Source organism: Microbacterium timonense (assembly GCF_900292075.1).
Classification (GTDB): Bacteria; Actinomycetota; Actinomycetes; order Actinomycetales; family Microbacteriaceae; genus Microbacterium; species Microbacterium timonense.
Window position 1 is genome coordinate 97,616 of record NZ_OLMV01000009.1, and the last position, 17,715, is coordinate 115,330.

16 protein-coding genes are annotated in these 17,715 nt (G+C 69.4%); 9 read left to right on the top strand and 7 right to left on the bottom strand.

Features of this window, described 5'->3' with window-relative positions; genetic code table 11:
* Positions 1 to 7: 7 nt before the first annotated feature.
* The 4 genes from C9992_RS17730 to sdhC are packed head-to-tail and all read right to left on the bottom strand — an operon-like array spanning position 8 to position 3,555.
* Positions 8 to 808, bottom strand: a complete 801-nt coding sequence (locus C9992_RS17730; protein ID WP_200826378.1) for a succinate dehydrogenase iron-sulfur subunit — start codon at positions 806 to 808, stop codon at positions 8 to 10.
* Positions 808 to 2,631: a succinate dehydrogenase flavoprotein subunit gene (sdhA, locus tag C9992_RS17735; protein WP_106816968.1), complete on the bottom strand. Its 1,824-nt coding sequence runs from the start codon at positions 2,629 to 2,631 to the stop codon at positions 808 to 810. The genes C9992_RS17730 and sdhA overlap by 1 nt, the downstream gene beginning before the upstream one ends.
* A 40-nt stretch (positions 2,632 to 2,671) precedes the next feature.
* On the bottom strand, positions 2,672 to 3,130 hold the full coding sequence (locus C9992_RS17740) for a succinate dehydrogenase hydrophobic membrane anchor subunit (RefSeq protein ID WP_106816969.1): 459 nt from the start codon (positions 3,128 to 3,130) through the stop codon (positions 2,672 to 2,674).
* Positions 3,130 to 3,555 carry a succinate dehydrogenase, cytochrome b556 subunit gene (gene sdhC, locus C9992_RS17745; RefSeq protein WP_106816970.1) on the bottom strand — a complete coding sequence of 142 codons (426 nt, stop codon included), beginning with the start codon at positions 3,553 to 3,555 and terminating at the stop codon, positions 3,130 to 3,132. Before sdhC ends, C9992_RS17740 begins: the two co-directional genes overlap by 1 nt.
* Before the next feature lie 329 nt (positions 3,556 to 3,884).
* Here sdhC and C9992_RS17750 point away from each other — a divergent pair, with 329 nt between their 5' ends.
* From C9992_RS17750 to C9992_RS17775, 6 genes are all read left to right on the top strand, one after another.
* Positions 3,885 to 5,048 (top strand): endo-1,4-beta-xylanase, encoded by a 1,164-nt coding sequence (locus C9992_RS17750; protein WP_106816971.1) that lies wholly within the window; start codon positions 3,885 to 3,887, stop codon positions 5,046 to 5,048.
* A gap of 97 nt (positions 5,049 to 5,145) precedes the next feature.
* On the top strand, positions 5,146 to 6,261 hold the full coding sequence (locus tag C9992_RS17755; RefSeq protein WP_106816972.1) for a mannose-1-phosphate guanylyltransferase: 1,116 nt from the start codon (positions 5,146 to 5,148) through the stop codon (positions 6,259 to 6,261).
* Between the two features lie 178 nt (positions 6,262 to 6,439).
* Positions 6,440 to 7,558 carry a BMP family lipoprotein gene (locus C9992_RS17760; RefSeq protein WP_106816991.1) on the top strand — a complete coding sequence of 373 codons (1,119 nt, stop codon included), beginning with the start codon at positions 6,440 to 6,442 and terminating at the stop codon, positions 7,556 to 7,558.
* 93 nt (positions 7,559 to 7,651) lie between these two features.
* Positions 7,652 to 9,169 carry an ABC transporter ATP-binding protein gene (locus C9992_RS17765; RefSeq protein ID WP_106816973.1) on the top strand — a complete coding sequence of 506 codons (1,518 nt, stop codon included), beginning with the start codon at positions 7,652 to 7,654 and terminating at the stop codon, positions 9,167 to 9,169.
* Entirely contained in the window at positions 9,166 to 10,566 is a 1,401-nt protein-coding gene (locus tag C9992_RS17770; protein ID WP_200826379.1) for an ABC transporter permease, read from the top strand. The genes C9992_RS17765 and C9992_RS17770 overlap by 4 nt, the downstream gene beginning before the upstream one ends.
* Positions 10,567 to 10,612: 46 nt before the next feature.
* Entirely contained in the window at positions 10,613 to 11,845 is a 1,233-nt protein-coding gene (locus C9992_RS17775) for an ABC transporter permease (protein WP_106816974.1), read from the top strand.
* Here the strand turns inward: C9992_RS17775 and C9992_RS18550 are convergent.
* Positions 11,835 to 11,963: a hypothetical protein gene (locus C9992_RS18550; protein WP_327317992.1), complete on the bottom strand. Its 129-nt coding sequence runs from the start codon at positions 11,961 to 11,963 to the stop codon at positions 11,835 to 11,837. The genes C9992_RS17775 and C9992_RS18550 overlap by 11 nt on opposite strands.
* Positions 11,964 to 11,999: 36 nt before the next feature.
* On the opposite strand from C9992_RS18550, the gene C9992_RS17780 reads away from it, so the two are divergent.
* From C9992_RS17780 to C9992_RS17790, 3 genes are all read left to right on the top strand, one after another.
* Entirely contained in the window at positions 12,000 to 12,401 is a 402-nt protein-coding gene (locus C9992_RS17780) for a cytidine deaminase (protein WP_106816975.1), read from the top strand.
* On the top strand, positions 12,398 to 13,732 hold the full coding sequence (locus C9992_RS17785; protein WP_106816976.1) for a thymidine phosphorylase: 1,335 nt from the start codon (positions 12,398 to 12,400) through the stop codon (positions 13,730 to 13,732). Before C9992_RS17780 ends, C9992_RS17785 begins: the two co-directional genes overlap by 4 nt.
* A gap of 87 nt (positions 13,733 to 13,819) precedes the next feature.
* Positions 13,820 to 14,935, top strand: a complete 1,116-nt coding sequence (locus tag C9992_RS17790) for an adenosine deaminase (protein WP_106816977.1) — start codon at positions 13,820 to 13,822, stop codon at positions 14,933 to 14,935.
* 326 nt (positions 14,936 to 15,261) lie between these two features.
* Here the strand turns inward: C9992_RS17790 and C9992_RS17795 are convergent, their stop codons facing one another.
* Positions 15,262 to 16,125, bottom strand: a complete 864-nt coding sequence (locus C9992_RS17795; protein WP_235008321.1) for a hypothetical protein — start codon at positions 16,123 to 16,125, stop codon at positions 15,262 to 15,264.
* A 572-nt stretch (positions 16,126 to 16,697) separates the two neighbouring features.
* A partial coding sequence (locus C9992_RS17800; protein WP_235008322.1) for an SDR family oxidoreductase occupies positions 16,698 to 17,715 on the bottom strand: 1,018 nt, incomplete at its 5' end.

The window sequence follows — 17,715 nt, forward strand, 5'->3', positions numbered from 1 at the left end:
CGGCCTGTCAGGGGCGACCGCGGAGCACCGCCTGCTTGACCTCGGCGATCGCCTTGGTGACCTCGATGCCGCGCGGGCAGGCCTCGGTGCAGTTGAAGGTGGTGCGGCAGCGCCACACGCCTTCCTTGTCGTTGAGGATGTCCAGTCGCACGTCGCCCGCGTCATCGCGCGAGTCGAAGATGAAGCGGTGCGCGTTGACGATAGCGGCCGGGCCGAAGTACTGGCCGTCGGTCCAGAACACCGGGCACGACGACGTGCAGGCCGCGCAGAGGATGCACTTGGTGGTGTCGTCGAAGACCTCGCGGTCCACGATCGACTGGATGCGCTCCTTGCCGGGCTCGGGCTTCGAGTTCGCGATGAGGAACGGCTGCACCTCGCGGTAGGACGCGAAGAACGGCTCCATGTCGACGACGAGGTCCTTCTCCAGCGGCAGGCCCTTGATCGCCTCGACGTAGATCGGCTGCGAGATGTCGAGGTCCTTGATGAGGGTCTTGCACGCGAGCCGGTTGCGGCCGTTGATGCGCATGGCGTCCGAACCGCAGATGCCGTGGGCGCAGGAGCGGCGGAACGTCAGCGAGCCGTCGACCTCCCACTTGATCTTGTGGAGGGCATCCAGCACGCGGTCGGTCGAGTACAGCTCCACGTCGTAGTCGACCCAGCGCGGCTCCTCGTCGACCTCCGGGTTGAACCGGCGGATGATGAACGTCACGAGGAACGACTGGATGCCGGTGTCGTTCGCTTCTTCCTGCGCCTGAGCGGGTGCGTCGGCATCCGTGCGCTCGATGACATCGGTGACGGAGGTCGCCATCAGTACTTCCTCTCCAACGGCGGGTATCGCAACTCGCCGGCTTCGTTCCTGGTGAAGACGACGGGCTTCCAGTCCAGCGTGATGTGGTCCTCGGCGTGGGACGAGTGGGGGTCGCCCGACAGGTACGCCATGGTGTGCTTCATGTAGTTCTCGTCGTCGCGCGTGGGGAAGTCGTCGCGCATGTGCCCGCCGCGGCTCTCCTTGCGGTTGCGGGCGGTGACGACGACGACCTCCGCGATGTCGAGGAGGAATCCGAGCTCGACGGCCTCGAGCAGATCGGTGTTGTACCGCTTGCCCTTGTCGTCGACGTGCACGTTCTTGTACCGCTCGCGCAGCTCCTCGATGACGTCGAGCACCTCGCCGAGCGACTCGTCGGTGCGGAAGACCTGCGCCTTGCGGTCCATCTCGTCCTGGAGCTTCTTGCGCAGGACCGCGATGCGCTCGGTGCCCTGGTTCTCGCGCAGACCCTCGATCATGCTGCGGACGTCGGCTGCGGGGTCTTCGGGCAGCGGTACGAACTCCGCCGTCTTCACGTACTCGACCGCGTTGCGACCGGCGCGCTTGCCGAAGACGTTGATGTCGAGCAGGGAGTTGGTGCCGAGGCGGTTCGAGCCGTGCACCGACACGCACGCGCATTCGCCCGCCGCGTACAGGCCCGGCACGACGGTCGTGTTGTCGGCGAGCACCTCGGCGTTGTTGTTGGTCGGGATGCCGCCCATCGCGTAGTGCGCCGTCGGCATGACCGGCACCGGCTCGACGACGGGGTCGACACCGAGGTACGTGCGGGCGAACTCGGTGATGTCGGGAAGCTTCGTCTCGAGCACCTCCGCACCCAGGTGGGTGCAGTCCAGCAGCACGTAGTCGCGGTGGGGGCCGGCGCCGCGGCCCTCGGCCACCTCCTGCACCATGCAGCGGCTCACGATGTCGCGCGGGGCGAGGTCCTTGATCGTGGGGGCGTAGCGTTCCATGAAGCGCTCACCGCTGGCGTTGCGCAGGATCGCGCCTTCACCGCGGGCACCCTCGGTGAGCAGGATGCCGAGGCCGGCGAGCCCGGTCGGGTGGAACTGGAAGAACTCCATGTCCTCCAGCGGCAGCCCCTTGCGCCAGATGATGCCGACGCCGTCGCCGGTGAGGGTGTGGGCGTTCGAGGTGGTCTTGAAGATCTTGCCGAACCCGCCGGTGGCGAAGATGACCGCCTTGGACTGGAAGACGTGGAGGTCGCCGGTGGCCAGCTCGTAGGCGACCACCCCGGCGATCTGCTTGTCCTTGCCCTCGCCGACGGTGATGAGGTCGAGCACGTAGAACTCGTTGAAGAAGTTGATGCCGAGCTTGACGCAGTTCTGGAAGAGCGTCTGCAGGATCATGTGGCCGGTGCGGTCGGCGGCATAGCACGCGCGGCGCACCGGGGTCTTCCCGTGATCGGCGGTGTGGCCGCCGAAGCGACGCTGGTCGATCTTGCCGTCCGGCGTGCGGTTGAAGGGCAGGCCCATGTTCTCGAGGTCGATGACCGCGTCGATGGCCTCTTTCGCGAGGATCTCGGCAGCGTCCTGGTCGACGAGGTAGTCGCCGCCCTTGACGGTGTCGAAGGTGTGCCACTCCCAGGAGTCCTCTTCGACGTTGGCCAGCGCCGCCGCCATGCCGCCCTGCGCGGCGCCGGTGTGCGAGCGCGTCGGGTACAGCTTGGTGATGACGGCCGTGCGGGCACCGGGGCCCGCCTCGATGGCCGCACGCATGCCGGCGCCGCCCGCGCCCACGATGACGATGTCGAACTGGTGGTAGTGGACGCCGTCCTTGACGTAGGAGTCCGCGGTCTGGGTGCTCACGTGTCGATTGCCTCGATTGTCTGTTGCCGGAGGTGCGCGCTCAGCCCTGGGCGCTGCAGATGTCGCTGATGACGCCGGATGCCGTCTCGGGGTCGAACCCGAGGCACGGGTCGAAGGTGAAGACGACCAGCGTGCCGAGCACGATGAGGAACGCGGCGGCCAGCCACAGCGCCCACACCAGCACGCGCCGCGTGCCGTTGTGCGTCACGTAGTCGTTGACGATCGTCCGCATGCCGTTCGCACCGTGGATGAGCGCGAGCCACAGCATGAGCACGTCCCACCACTGCCAGAACGGCGAGGCGAACTTGCCGGCGACGAACGCGAAGTCGATGCCGTGGATGCCCTCGCCCACCATGAGGTTGACGAACAGGTGGCCGAAGATGAGGACGACCAGCAGCACGCCGGAGGCGCGCATGTAGATCCAGCCCCACTTCTCGAGGTTCGGCCCCTTGCGCCGGACGGCGACGCGAGGACTGCGCGGCTCTGCGATGGTCGCCATCAGTGCCCCCCTCCGAACGCGAACATCAGGTGTCGGGGCACGAAGCCCAGCATGGTGACGACCCACAGTCCCAGCACGCCCCACCACAGCTGGCGCTGGTGGCGGGTCGCCCACGACCACATGTCGACCGCGATGATGCGCAGGCCGTTGTACGCGTGGTACGCGATCGCCCCGACGAGGGCGACCTCGCCCAGGGCCATGATCCAGTTCTTATACGTGCCGATGACGGCGTCATACGCCTCGGGCGACACCCGGATGAGCGCCGTGTCGAGGATGTGCACGAGAAGGAAGAAGAAGATGGCGACGCCGGTGATGCGGTGCAGCACCCACGACCACATGCCTTCGTTCCCGCGGTACAGGGTGCCGCGGGGGACTCGGGAAGTGGTCTCGGATACCGACGGTGTGACGCGTGCTGGTGCAGACACGTCCGTCCTCCCTGGATCGAAACACGACGGGGCGGACCTCAGACTGTGAGGACGGCCCCCGAAGAAGGCCCGGAACGGTGCGCTTCGGGCCATCGGCGTCACGCGGGCGCTGCGACCATCCTATTCCCGCTCCGCGCGGACGGGCGACGAAGGGGACCCTTACCGTCCCCTCTTCCGGAGGGATCTTCACGGGCGGCAAGAACCGACATTCTTGAAAACTCTCCGAAACCTTTTGCCCGCTTCAAGACCCCCACCTAGCGTTGCGGGAGAGAAGAACATATGCGCTCCCCACGCCGCATATCCACCGACGAAGATGTCAGGAGTTCTCCATGCGCCGACCGACCCGATCGCTTCTGGTGGCCGCTGCTGCCGCCGCCCTGGTGCTGCCGCTGTGCGCCACGACGGCCGCGAACGCGGAGCCGCCGGGGTTCAGCCACTCCGACAAGAACACGCTCCGCAACCAGGCCCCGCGTGATCTCGCCGTCGGCAGCGCCGTATGGGGTGCGCGGGACCTCGTGGACTACGACCCGTCCGCCCCGACCCCGTTCCAGCGCGTCCTCGGCGCACAGTTCTCGTCCCTCACTCCCGAGAACGACATGAAGTGGGACGCCATCCACCCCGCGCCCGACGTCTACGACTTCGCCTCCGCGGACGCGCTCGTGGCGTTCGCCCGGGCGAACCACCAGCAGGTCCGCGGCCACACGCTGCTCTGGCACAGCCAGAACCCCGCGTGGGTGACCGAGGCGAGTCAGACCTGGACATGCGCTCAGGCCCGCGATGTGCTCGAGGATCACATCCGCACGGTCGTCGGCCACTTCAAGGGGCGGATCTACGAGTGGGACGTCGCGAACGAGATCTTCCAGGACACCTGGGATGCCGGCGGCGTGCGGCTGCGCACCGAGGCCAATCCGTTCCTCAAGGCCTGCGCGGATGAACCCGTCTCGCTCATCGGGGACGCGTTCCGCTGGGCGCACGAGGCCGACCCCGAGGCGGCGCTGTTCCTCAACGACTACAACGCCGAAGGCATCAACGAGAAGACCGACGCCTACTACGACATCGCGCAGCAGCTGCTGGCCGATGGTGTGCCCCTCAGCGGATTCGGTGCCCAAGGGCACCTCAGCCTGCTGTACGGCTTCGACACCTCGATGCAGGCCAACTTCGAGCGATTCGCGGCGCTCGGGCTCCAGGTCGCTGTGACCGAGGCAGACGTCCGGATCCCGCTGCTGCCGGGCCAGACCGGTCCGACACCCGAGCAGGTCGCCCTGCAGGCCGAGCGCTACGACGCGATGCTCGAGGCATGCCTCAACGTGACGGCGTGCAGATCCTTCACCGTGTGGGGCTTCCCCGACTCGAAGTCCTGGGTTCCCGGGGTCTTCCCTGGAGAGGGCTGGGCCACGATCTTCGAGGACGACTTCTCTCCAAAGCCGGCCTTCGACGCGATGCTCCAGTCACTGCGGGAAGCGACACCGGGGATCTCGCCCAGAAGGCACTGACCGAATCGACGGCGGCGGGCGTCGGCGCCCGCCGCCGTCGTGCCGGCCGGTCCAGAGCCGACGCGCATATCGAGACGACGCCGATAACCTGGGTGCCATGTCCGGACCCATCGACGACTTCTACGCCGTGATCCCCGCGGGCGGTATCGGCAGCCGGCTGTGGCCGCTCTCGCGGGCCGACGCGCCGAAGTTCCTGCACGATCTGACGGGCTCCGGTCGCACGCTGCTGCGCGACACGTGGGACCGCTTGGAGCCGCTGGCCGGACACGACCGCATCGCCGTCGTCACCGGCCGTGCGCACCGCGCGGCCGTGGAGAAGGAGCTTCCCGGCATCCCCGACAGGAACGTGTTCCTCGAGTCCGAGCCGCGCGAGTCCACCGCCGCGATCGGCCTGGCCGCGGCGATCCTCGCCCGGCGCGAGCCCGACGTGATCATCGGCTCGTTCGCCGCCGACCACGTGATCCGGGTGCCCCAGCTGTTCGACTGGGCGGTGCGCCAGGCGGTCGCGACCGCGCGGGAGGGCTACATCTGCACGATCGGCATCCAGCCGTCGGAGCCGTCTGTGGGTTTCGGCTACATCAGGAAGAGCGATGCGCTCACCGTCGACGGCGCGCCCGAGGCCGCGCTCGTGGCGAGTTTCGTGGAGAAGCCCGACCTCGAGACGGCGAAGGAGTACTTCGCCGACCGCAACTACCTGTGGAACGCCGGCATGTTCATCAGCCGCGCCGACGTGCTCCTCGGCGAGATCGCCGAGAGCGACCCCGGGCTGTACGCCGGCCTCATGGATCTCGCCGAGGCGTGGGACGACCGCGACAAGCGCGGACCCGTCGTCGACCGCGTGTGGCCGACGCTCACCAAGATCGCCATCGACTACTCCGTCGCCGAGCCCGCGGCGCAGAAGGGCCGGCTCGCCGTGATCCCCGGCCACTTCGACTGGGACGACGTGGGGGATTTCGCGAGCCTCGCCAAGCTGAACTCGGGCGGACGCAAGAACGACCTCGCCATCCTCGGCGAGAACGCGCGGGTGCTCTCGGACGCCGCGAGCGGCATCGTCGTGAGCCAGACGCGCCGCGTCATCAGCGTCATCGGCGTGCGCGACATCGTCGTCGTCGACACCGACGACGCGCTGCTGGTCACCACGAGCGAGCACGCCCAGCGGGTGAAGGGCGTGGTCGACGCACTGAAGCTCAGCGGTCGCGGCGAGGTGCTGTGAACGGATGCCGCGGGCCGCGGCATCCGTTTTCCCCGATCGGCTGCTCATCTGAGCGGGATATTGCGTCTTTGTAACCTTTCGCGCACGGGGGGCTGACGAGCATGCAAGCCCGGCGTCACAGTGGGTAACTTTGTGCAGTCCCCGTGAAGGACGCGGGGCGAATCCTGTGGAGGCTGAGTTGACCATCTCACGCACCAAGAAGCTCGTCGGCGTCACAGCCGCCGCGGGCATTCTGCTGGCCCTCGCGGGCTGCGGCTCCGCGCCCGAGACGAGCCCGACCGACGGCGGCGACGCCGGACCCGCGGTCGAGGGCTTCACCCCGTGCATCGTCTCCGACGACGGTGGCTTCAACGACAAGTCGTTCAACCAGTCGGCCCTGGAGGGCATGCAGAAGGCCGCCGACGAGCTGGGCGTCGACCTCATCGACGTCGAGTCGGAGTCGGCGAACGACTACGCGCCGAACCTCGAGAACCTCGTCGCCGAGGGCTGCACGTTCATCGTCTCGGTGGGCTTCAAGCTGTCGGCCGACACGATCGCCTCGGCCAACGCCAACCCCGACATCGAGTACGCCATCATCGACGACTGGGCGGACGCGGACGGCGACGGCGAGACCGACGCCCCCAACATCAAGCCGCTCATGTTCGACACGGTCCAGGCCGCCTACCTCGGCGGTTACGCCGCGGCGGCATGGTCGGCCGCTTCGGGCGTGAACAGCGTCGGCACGGTCGGCGGCATCCCGATCCCGCCGGTGACGATCTTCATGGACGGCTTCATCGACGGCGTCGAGAAGTACAACGAGGACAAGGGCGCCAGCGTCGCCACCTACGGGTGGGACGTCGCCGGCCAGACCGGTCAGTTCACGCAGAACTTCGAGGCGAACGACGACTCCAAGCAGGCCATGCAGACCGCGCTCGACCAGGGCGTGGACGTGCTCCTGCCCGTCGGCGGTCCGATCTACCAGAGCGCCGCGCAGGCCATCCGCGACACCGACAACGGCGCCGTGATGCTGGGTGTGGACTCCGACCTCGCCGTGGCCGACCCGTCCGTGGCCGACCTGGTGCTCGTCTCGATCATGAAGCGCATCGACACGGCCGTGTACGAGGCCACCATGCAGGCGGCCGCTGACGAGTTCGACGTCACCCCGTACGTCGGCACGCTGGAGAACGACGGCGTCGGACTGTCGTCGTTCCACGACTTCGAGTCGCAGCTGCCCGACGGCCTGGTCGACGAGCTCGACGCCCTGAAGGAGCAGATCATCTCCGGTGAGCTCGAGGTCACCTCGCCCAGCTCGCCGTAATCCGAGCGATGACGGGCTGCGGCCGGGCGGATGCCTCATCCGCCCGGCCGCGGTCCTTCCTCGCCCGCTCACTCAATCGCTAAGGTGCACAGTATGAAGCTCGAGCTCCGTGGAATCACGAAGCGGTTCGGGTCTCTCGTGGCGAACGACCACATCGATCTCGTGGTCCAGCCGGGCGAGATCCACGCTCTCCTGGGGGAGAACGGCGCCGGCAAGTCGACCCTGATGAACGTCCTGTACGGGCTCTATCAGGCCGACGAGGGTCAGATCCTGCTGGACGACGTGGTCCAGCACTTCCGCGGCCCCGGCGACGCCATGGCCGCGGGCATCGGCATGGTGCACCAGCACTTCATGCTCATCCCCGTCTTCACCGTGGCCGAGAACGTCATGCTCGGCCACGAGGACACGAAGGCCCTGGGCGCCCTCGACCTCGCCGCCGCACGACAGCACGTGCGCGACGTCGCCGCCCGCTTCGGCTTCGAGGTGGATCCCGACGCGGTCGTCGGCGACCTCCCGGTCGGCGTGCAGCAGCGCGTCGAGATCATCAAGGCGCTCGCACGCGATGCGAAGGTGCTCGTGTTCGACGAGCCCACGGCCGTGCTCACGCCGCAGGAGACCGATGAGCTCATGGCGATCATGCGCCAGCTGCGCGACGAGGGCACGTCGATCGTCTTCATCACCCACAAGCTCCGCGAGGTGCGCGCGGTCGCCGACCGCATCACGGTCATCCGGCTCGGCAAGGTCGTCGGCGAGGCGTCGCCCACCGCGTCCAACGCCGAGCTGGCATCGCTCATGGTGGGACGCGCCGTGGAGCTGACGGTGCACAAGAACCCGCCGAAGATCGGCGAGGGCGGACTCCAGGTCAGCGACCTGCGCGTCATCACGTCGGAGGGCGCCGTCGTCGTCGACGACGTGAGCTTCGACATCCGACCCGGCGAGGTGCTGGCCGTCGCGGGCGTGCAGGGCAACGGGCAGACCGAGCTCGTCGAGGCGATCGTCGGCCTCGGCGAGAGGGTGAGCGGGTCCGTGCGGCTCGACGGAGTCGAGCTGGTCGGCAGGAGCATCCGGAGCATCCTCGACGAGGGCGTCGGCTTCGTGCCCGAGGACCGCACCGAGGACGGCCTCGTGGGCGCCTTCACCGTGGCCGAGAACCTCATCCTCGACCGCTCCGGTGACGCCGACTTCGTGCGCGGCGGGACCATCCGCCGGGCCGCGCTCGACGAGTTCGCCCGGGCGCGCATCACCGAGTACGACATCCGCACGCAGGGCGCCGACGTCCCCGCAGGCACGCTGTCCGGCGGCAACCAGCAGAAGGTGGTCATCGCCCGCGAGATGAGCCGTGACCTGTCGCTGCTCGTCGCCGCCCAGCCCACGCGCGGCGTCGACGTCGGCTCCATCGAGTTCATCCACCAACGCATCGTCGAGACCCGCGACGCCGGCGTGCCGGTGCTGGTGGTGTCCACGGAATTGGACGAGGTCGTCGCCCTCGCAGATCGGATCGCCGTGATGTACCGCGGCGCGATCGTCGGGATCGTGCCCAGCGACACGCCTCGCGACCAGCTGGGCCTGATGATGGCGGGCGAATCGCCCGAGAGCGGAGTCGCCGCGTGAACGACGAATCCTCGGCGCCCGGCGCCGGAACGCCCGAGCCCACCCGCGGCCTGCCGCCCGAGCAGCTGCCCTCCGTCTCGGGACCGCTCACCGGTTCCCCCGACCTGGGCGCGTCCACGCCCGCTGCGGCCGGCGCCGCCGACGGGCAGGTCCCCCCGCCGCCGCGGCAGAACGTCTTCATCAAGGAGCTGCTGCGCGGCAGCGCCGTCACCACGATCCTCGCGATCGTCGCCGCCATGATCGTCGGCGGCATCCTCATCGCGTTCACCGACGAGGATGTGCGCACGGCATCCGGCTATTTCTTCGCCCGTCCCGGCGACACGTTCGTCGCCATCTGGAACGCCGTGTACGGCGGCTACGAGGCGCTCTTCCGCGGGTCGATCTTCAATGCGCGCGCCAACGACTTCGCCACGCAGATCCGGCCGTTGACGAACACGCTCGGCTTCGCGGCACCGCTGATCGCCGCGGGCCTCGGTGTCGCCCTGGCGTTCCGCGTGGGCCTTTTCAACATCGGTGGTCGCGGGCAGATGCTCATCGGCGCCGCCACGGCCGGACTGCTGACCTTCCAGCTCGACCTGCCGATGTTCATCCAGCTGCCGCTGACGCTGGCCGCCGGGATCGCCGGCGGCGCGATCTGGGGTGGCATCGTGGGTCTGCTGAAGGCCCGCACCGGCGCACACGAGGTGATCCTCACGATCATGCTCAACTACGTCGCGCTGTACTTCGTGATGTGGCTGGTGCGCACTCCGGGGCTGTTGCAGCAGACGGCCGGCAACCAGCCGATCTCGAACCCGACGCCCGCCAGTGCGCAGTTCCCCGACCTGCTCGGGCCCCGGTTCCCGCTCCTGGACTGGGGTTTCGTGATCGTCATCGCCGCGACGGTGTTCGTGTGGTGGCTCATCGAGCGCTCCAGCCTCGGCTTCCGGCTGCGCGCCGTGGGGGAGAACCCGCACGCCGCACGCGCCGCCGGCATCTCGGTGCCGCGCATGTACATCTACGCCATGCTCTTCGCCGGAGGGCTCTCGGGCCTGGCGGCGATGAACCAGATCCAGGGCTCGGTCGTCAGCGGCTTCGATGCGTTCATCGACGCGGGCATCGGGTTCGACGCCATCACCGTGGCCCTCCTCGGACGCAGCCGCGCATGGGGCACCTTCGCCGCCGGCATCCTGTTCGGCGCGCTGAAGGCGGGCAGCTTCACGATGCAGGCATCGCAGGGCATCCCCGTCGACATCGTCCTGGTCGTGCAGTCGCTGATCGTGTTGTTCATCGCGGCGCCGCCGCTGGTGCGCACCATCTTCTTCCTGCCCAAGTCCGACGCCGAGAAGGCTGCGAAGGCCCGCGCCAAGGCGGCCAAGCGACCTGTCGAGCCCTCGAACGAGAAGGCGGTGTCGGCATGAGCGCCACCGTTGCCACCCCGGCCCCGCCGCCGCGACGGCCGCACCCGTGAAGCTGCGCCACTACAAGCTGGCGGTGTCGCTGAGCATCGTCACGGTGCTGCTCGGGCTCCTGTTCCTGTTCGCGCCGCGCACCGGCGAGAGCAGGTTCCGGCTCGGCGATGCGCGGTCGGCCCTGGACCTGCCCACCGTCTCGGTGCCGACGGCCGCGACGAGCTGGGCCGTCTGGGTCGTCCTGGTCCTGCTCACGGCGTACGCGCTGTGGGCGGCGTACGCCTACCGGCGCCCCGGACCGTGGCTGCCCATCGTGTACGGGGTGCTCGGGGTCTTCGCCTTCCTGGTGTGGGCGTCCGCGGACGGCCTCGTGCCGGTCACGGGCCTCCTGTTCGGCGCCGTGTCGCTGTCGATCCCGCTGATCTTCGGCGCCCTCGGCGGTGTGATCGGCGAGCGGTCGGGCGTCGTCAACGTCGCCATCGAGGGTCAGTTCCTCTTCGGCGCGTTCGTGGCGGCCCTGCTGTCGAGCATGACCCGCAACCCGTTCGTCGGCCTGCTGGGCGCGATGATCGGCGGCGTGCTGGTCGCGTTCGTGCTCGCGGCGTTCTCCATCAAGTACCTCGTCGACCAGGTCATCGTCGGTGTCGTGCTCAACGTGCTGGTGGCCGGTCTGACCGGCTTCCTGTACGGGGCCCTCCTCGTGCCCAACGAGCGCAGCCTGAACACCGCCGTCGTCTTCGAGCGGTTCAAGATCCCGCTGCTCGGCGACATCCCGATCATCGGCCCGGTGCTGTTCAACCAGACCTTCATCGGCTACCTCATGTACGTCACCGTCGCGCTGGTGGCGTGGGGTCTGTACCGCACGCGGTGGGGGCTGCGGCTGCGCGCGGTCGGCGAGCACCCGCAGGCGGCCGACACCGTCGGCATCAAGGTCAACACCACGCGGTTCTGGAACGTCTCGCTCGCGGGCGCCATCGCCGGCATCGGCGGCGCGTACTTCACGCTCGTGTCGGTGCCGCAGTTCACCAAGGACATGACGGCCGGCCTCGGCTTCATCGCCCTGGCGGCGGTGATCTTCGGGCGATGGGATCCCATCCGTGCGACTTTCGCCGCACTGCTGTTCGGCTTCGCCACCAACCTGCGCAACCTGCTCTCGGTGCTCGAGACCCCGATCCCGGTCGAGTTCATGGCGATGCTGCCGTACATCGTCACGATCCTCGCCGTCGCCGGCTTCGCGGGCCAGATCCGCGGGCCCGCCGCCGCGGGCAAGCCGTACATCAAGGGATGACGGTGCCCGCCGCCGCCCAGATGAGAGACGGATGCCGCGTCGCGGCATCCGGATCTGCCGCAGACCCTTCCCATGCCGGTCCGTTCGGACGGATGCCGGGGTCCCGTGTTGCGCGCATGACCACTGTGAATCCTCGACGGAACGGAGAGCTCGGGTGACCGATATCGACTGGGATGAGCTGCGCGCCGCCGCCACCGACGCGATGGAGCGGGCGTACGCCCCATACTCCCGCTACAAGGTCGGCGCCGCTGCGCTCGTGACCGACGGACGGATCGTGACCGGCTGCAACGTCGAGAACGCGTCGTACGGCGTGGGCCTGTGCGCCGAGTGCGGGCTCGTCAGCGAGCTGCAGAACTCCGGCGGGGGCGGGCTCGTGGCGTTCGTGTGCGTCAACGGCCACGGCGACACCATCATGCCGTGCGGCCGCTGCCGCCAGCTGCTGTACGAGTTCGCGATCCCGGGCATGCTGCTCGAGACGGTCTCCGGCATCCGCACCATCGACGAGGTGCTGCCGGACGCGTTCGGCCCGCGCGACCTGGAAGAGGCTGCTCGATGAGCGATCCGCGGCCGGCTGAATCGGCTCCGGCGGGCGACGCTGCCGCTGTCGAGCCCTTCGACGCCGTCGACGTCATCCGTGCCAAGCGTGACGGCGCCGCGGTGCCCGAGCCGGCGCTGCGCTGGATGGTAGACGCATACACGCGCGGCTACGTCGCCGACTCGCAGATGGCCGCGTTCGCGATGGCCGTGCTCCTGAACGGCATGACGCGCGACGAGATCCGCGTCATGACCGACGCCATGATCGCGTCGGGCGAGCGCATGAGCTTTGCCGGGCTCGGCAAGCCTACTGTCGACAAGCACTCCACCGGTGGCGTCGGCGACAAGATCACGCTGCCTCTCGCGCCCCTCGTGGCGTCGTTCGGCGTCGCCGTCCCGCAGCTCTCGGGCCGAGGCCTGGGCCACACCGGCGGCACTCTCGACAAGCTCGAATCGATCCCCGGGTGGCGGGCGGCCCTCAGCAACGACGAGATGTTCGCCCAGTTGCGCGACATCGGTCCGGTGATCTGCGCCGCGGGCTCGGGTCTGGCCCCCGCCGACAAGAAGCTCTACGCCCTCCGCGACGTCACGGGCACCGTCGAGGCGATCCCGCTCATCGCCTCGAGCATCATGTCCAAGAAGATCGCCGAGGGCACCGACTCGCTCGTGCTCGACGTGAAGTTCGGCTCCGGCGCGTTCATGCGCGACGTCGACCGTGCTCGTGAGCTGGCCCGCACGATGGTCGAGCTCGGCACCGACTCGGGCGTGGCCACCACAGCGCTCCTCACCGACATGAACACGCCGCTGGGCCTGGCGATCGGCAACGCGAACGAGGTGCGGGAGTCGGTCGAGGTGCTCGCCGGCGGCGGCCCCGCCGACGTCGTCGAGCTCACCGTGGCGCTGGCCCGCGAGATGCTGGCCCTCGCCGGACAGCCCGACGCCGACGTCGAAGCGGCGCTGCGCGACGGCCGCGCCATGGACTCGTGGCGCGCCATGATCCGCGCGCAGGACGGCGATCCGGATGCCGCGCTGCCGGCGCCCAACGAGACGCACACCGTCACCGCGCCGAACGCCGGATTCGTGACGCGGATGGAGGCGCTGCCCTTCGGCATCGCCGCGTGGCGCCTGGGCGCCGGGCGCGCACGCGCGCAGGACCCGGTGCTGCACGCCGCCGGGATCGACCTGCACGTGAAGCCCGGTGACGAGGTGGCCGCCGGTCAGCCGCTGTTCACCCTGCTGGGGCAGGATGCCACCCGGTTCGAGCGTGCCCTCGACGCCCTCGAGGGAGCGTGGGAGATCGGCCCGGATGCTCCGGCGCGCTCTCCTCTCGTCCTGGAACGCATCACTGCCTAGACTGTTCAGCCGCCGGGTTTCCGGCGCGACGCCGGCCGCGGCATCCGTCATCACACCACTCTCGCGATCGCAACCGAGGAGAACCCCATGCCCATCGATCAGCACGGCGACGCCATCCTCGACGGCCTCTCGATCCGCGGCCTGCCCAAGGTGTCGCTGCACGACCATCTCGACGGGGGCGTGCGTCCGGCGACGATCATCGAGCTCGCCGACGCGATCGGGCTGGAGGTGCCCGAGTCCGACCCGGACGACCTCGCCGACTGGTTCGCGGAGAAGAGCGACTCGGGGTCGCTGGTGGAGTACCTGAAGACGTTCGACCTCACCACCGCGGTGATGCAGACGCGGGAGGGGCTGACCCGCGTCGCGCGCGAGTTCGTCGAGGACCTCGCGGCCGACGGCGTCATCTACGGCGAGGTGCGCTGGGCGCCCGAGCAGCACCTGGCCCGCGGCCTGTCGCTGGACGAGGTTGTGGAGGCGGTGCAGGAGGGCATCGAAGAGGGCGAGGATGCCGCCGAGAGCCGCGGCCACGACATCCGCGTCGGGCAGCTGATCACGGCCATGCGGCACACCGATCGCTCCCTCGAGATCGCCCGGCTGGCCGTCGACTGGCGCACGCGCGGCGCCGTCGGCTTCGACATCGCAGGCCCCGAAGACGGCTTCCCGGCCGCCAACCACCGTGCCGCCTTCGACTACCTCGCGTCGGAGTTCTTCCCGACGACCGTGCATGCCGGCGAGGCGGCGGGTCTGGAATCCATCCGCTCCGCCCTCATCGACGGCCGCGCGCTGCGGCTGGGCCACGGCGTGCGCATCGCCGAGGACCTGGAGGTCGTCTCGCGCGCCGGGGAAGAGGTGCTCGTGCAGTTCGGCGACCTGGCGCGGTGGGTGCGGGACCGCGAGATCCCGCTGGAGCTCTCGCCGTCGTCGAACCTGCAGACGGGCGCCATCGAGCGCTGGGGGACCACCCTCGAGGACCACCCCTTCGACCTTCTCTACCAGCTCGGCTTCTCGGTGACCGTGAACGTCGACAACCGCACCATGAGCCGCACGTCACTGACGCGCGAGCTGGCGCTGCTCGCCGAGACCTTCGAGTACAGCCTCGACGACCTGGAGGCGTTCCAGCTGAACGCCGCCGCCGGCGCCTTCCTCCCCGTGGAGGAGCGCGAGGAGCTCATCGACCTCATCGCGGAGGGGTTCGGCGCGTAATCCGGGTCGTCGGCTTCGGGGGGCGGGGGTTCTCGAGTCTGCGGCCACGCGACGTCCCCGCACGACACGAACTCCTCAACGTCGCGCCGGAAACCCGTCTTCGGGTGCGGTGTGATGCCGGTGCGGCTCGTGTGTGAGGAGTTTGTGCCGCTGTCGCGCCGGCCCTGCGATCTGAGAGAGCGGGCGGGGTCGTCGAGGCGTCGTCGGCTCAGGAGTGCCGGTGCGCCCGAACTCCTCAGCTTCACCGCGGAGGTCGGTCCCGGCACGCGTCTGCGTGCACGCGGCACTCCTTCATGAGGAGTTTGTGCGCCGCCGTCAGTGCCGTGTCAGCGCCTTGCGCCGGCCCGGCGCAGCGCGGTGCGGTGAGCCAGCGTGGACTGGAGCGCTGCTCGAACCTCATCCCGGTGGTAGAAGATGTCCTCGGCGAGGATCCGGATCGTGCCGTAGCCGCGCGCCGCTGCGGCGAGATCCCGCCGTCGGTCGCGCTTCTGAGCCTCCCAGGTGGAGTGGAACCTCTCACTGTCGCACTCGATGATGAGCCAGCCGTCGACGACGAAATCCACTCTGCCTACGCCCGGGATCTTGACTTGGACGTCGACGTGGCAATCCAGCGTGCGCAGGACCAGACGCATGAGTGACTCCGAGCCGGATTCGCTCCGCCTGTCCAGCAGGAATCTCAGCACCCGGTATCGCTCAGGGAGGCGTTCGAAGACGAGCGCAAGACCTTCGTCGTCGATGAGACCGAGATGCCAGGCACTGTCGAGGGTGGCGACGGCCTCCCGTGGGCCTTGGCATCGCACGGCTTGGGCAAGGGCCTCGGTCAGGTCGGCGACGAGAGCGTCACGCCGCGCGCGTGACACGCGCCAGTGCCGTACGACGCCGGACGGTGGTGTCGGCAACCTGCTCGCACCCGTATCCACCTGCATGTGCATCGACGAGCCGTCGAGCACGAAGACGCCAAGGTGGCGAAGCAGCGAGACGCAGTCGAGCCTACCGCCCAGGCGCGCCACGAACTCGAGGTCCGGGTGGGTGCCGCCCACGACGTAGCGGCCGTTCCGCGCGCGGATCAGGGTGCCTGAAGCAACGGAGCGGGCGATGCCCGCTCGCGTCATGCCGGCACGTCGGAGTGCGGCGAGACCGAGGAATGTGGGGGCGGTTTGACCCCACGGCGCCTCCCGGACTCCCGACATGCGTCGACTCTGCCGCGACCGGACGACCGCGGATGGGCGGGGAAGGCATCCTGTGGAGAGTCACTCGATCTGGCCTCCTCGGGAGGAGGCGACAACAACAACTCCGCCCCGCCACCCCGGGGCCCCGATTCCGAGCGCACCCGCAAGGTCCAGCCGCTGCCAGAACTCCTTCGAAGCGCCGCATCGGCGGCCGGGTTGGATGCCGGAGCCAGGGTTGCCGCCCGGGATTGAGGAGTTTGTGTCAGGTGGGAGCAGCGGCGCTGCCGATCGACCGGCGGTGCGGGTGTGCGGGCGGGGTGCCGGCAGGGGGGATTCGAGATCGCGGGATGGCGGCGTGTGCCGGAACTCCTCCGAATTGCGGGATCGGCGGCGTGTGCCGGAACTCCTCCGAATCGCGGGATCGGCGGCGTGGTCCGGAGTCGGCGCCCGGGATTCGGCCCGGGCTTGAGGAGTTTGTGTCGCTCATGCGACCCGGCGCCACGCGACCGGGCGCCACGCGACTGGGGGCCCATGCGACCGGGCGGGTGGCCGACGACGGGCCGGACGGCGCGGGGTGGACAAACGGCGCCGGGTCAGCGGCGGGCGACGCCGGGGTGGGTCTCGAGATAGGCGTCGAAGGCCTCGGCGGAGGTCTTGGCGGGGGTGTAGCCGAAGCGGTCCTTGAGTGCGTCGTTGGCGAGCACAGGGCGGTAGCGGAGGAAGCCGACCTGCTCGGGGCCGTGGACGGTGAGGTGCAGCGCACGCCCGACCCGGAGGCCGAGGCCGAGCAGCCCCGCGGGAACGGCGACGACGGGCTTGCCCAGACGCCGGGCGATCTCGCGCACCGTCAGGCGGCCGTCTCCGGCGACGTTGTAGATGCCGGGTGGCCCGTCAGTCGCGGCGCGGGCCATCGCTGCCGCGACATCGTCGACCCAGACGAACACGAACGGCGAGTCCGAGCCGCGGACGGCCAGGATCGCGCGGCCGTCCCACAGCGCGGTGATCTGGTTGCGCACGGTGGGACCGAGGATCGTGCCGATACGGAACACCACCTGCTCGAGCTGCGGTTGGGTCTCGCGGTACTCAGCGAGCAGCTCCTCGACCAGGCGCTTGTGACGTGCGTACGGGAACTCGTCGTTCCCGCGCACTCGATCGGTCTCGCGCAGCCACTCGGGGTTGTCGGCGTGGTAGCCGTAGGCGGCGCCCGAGGATGAGACCACGACCCGCCTGACGCCGGCGTCGACGCACGCCTCGAGCACATGGCGGGAACCGTCGACGTCGACCCGGTACTCCAGCTCGTGATCGCGCCCGGGGTTCACGATCGCCGCGAGGTGGACGACGACATCGATGCCGTGCCGGCGCAGCAACGGCACGAGGGTGCCGGGTCGCGTCACGTCGCACCGGTCGTACACGACGCGGTGGACCGGATGCTGCGGCTCCCGCACGTCGCCGGCCACGACGAGTGCCACGTCGGGCCGGGCGGCGAGGGCCGCGGCTACGTGCGAACCGAGGAATCCGGAGCCCCCTGTCCCCAGGCCCCGGGTCACGGGACCGGCCCCGCGGGACCCGCCGAACCAATCCCGCCGCCCGCAGCCCCGCCCGCGCCGGCAC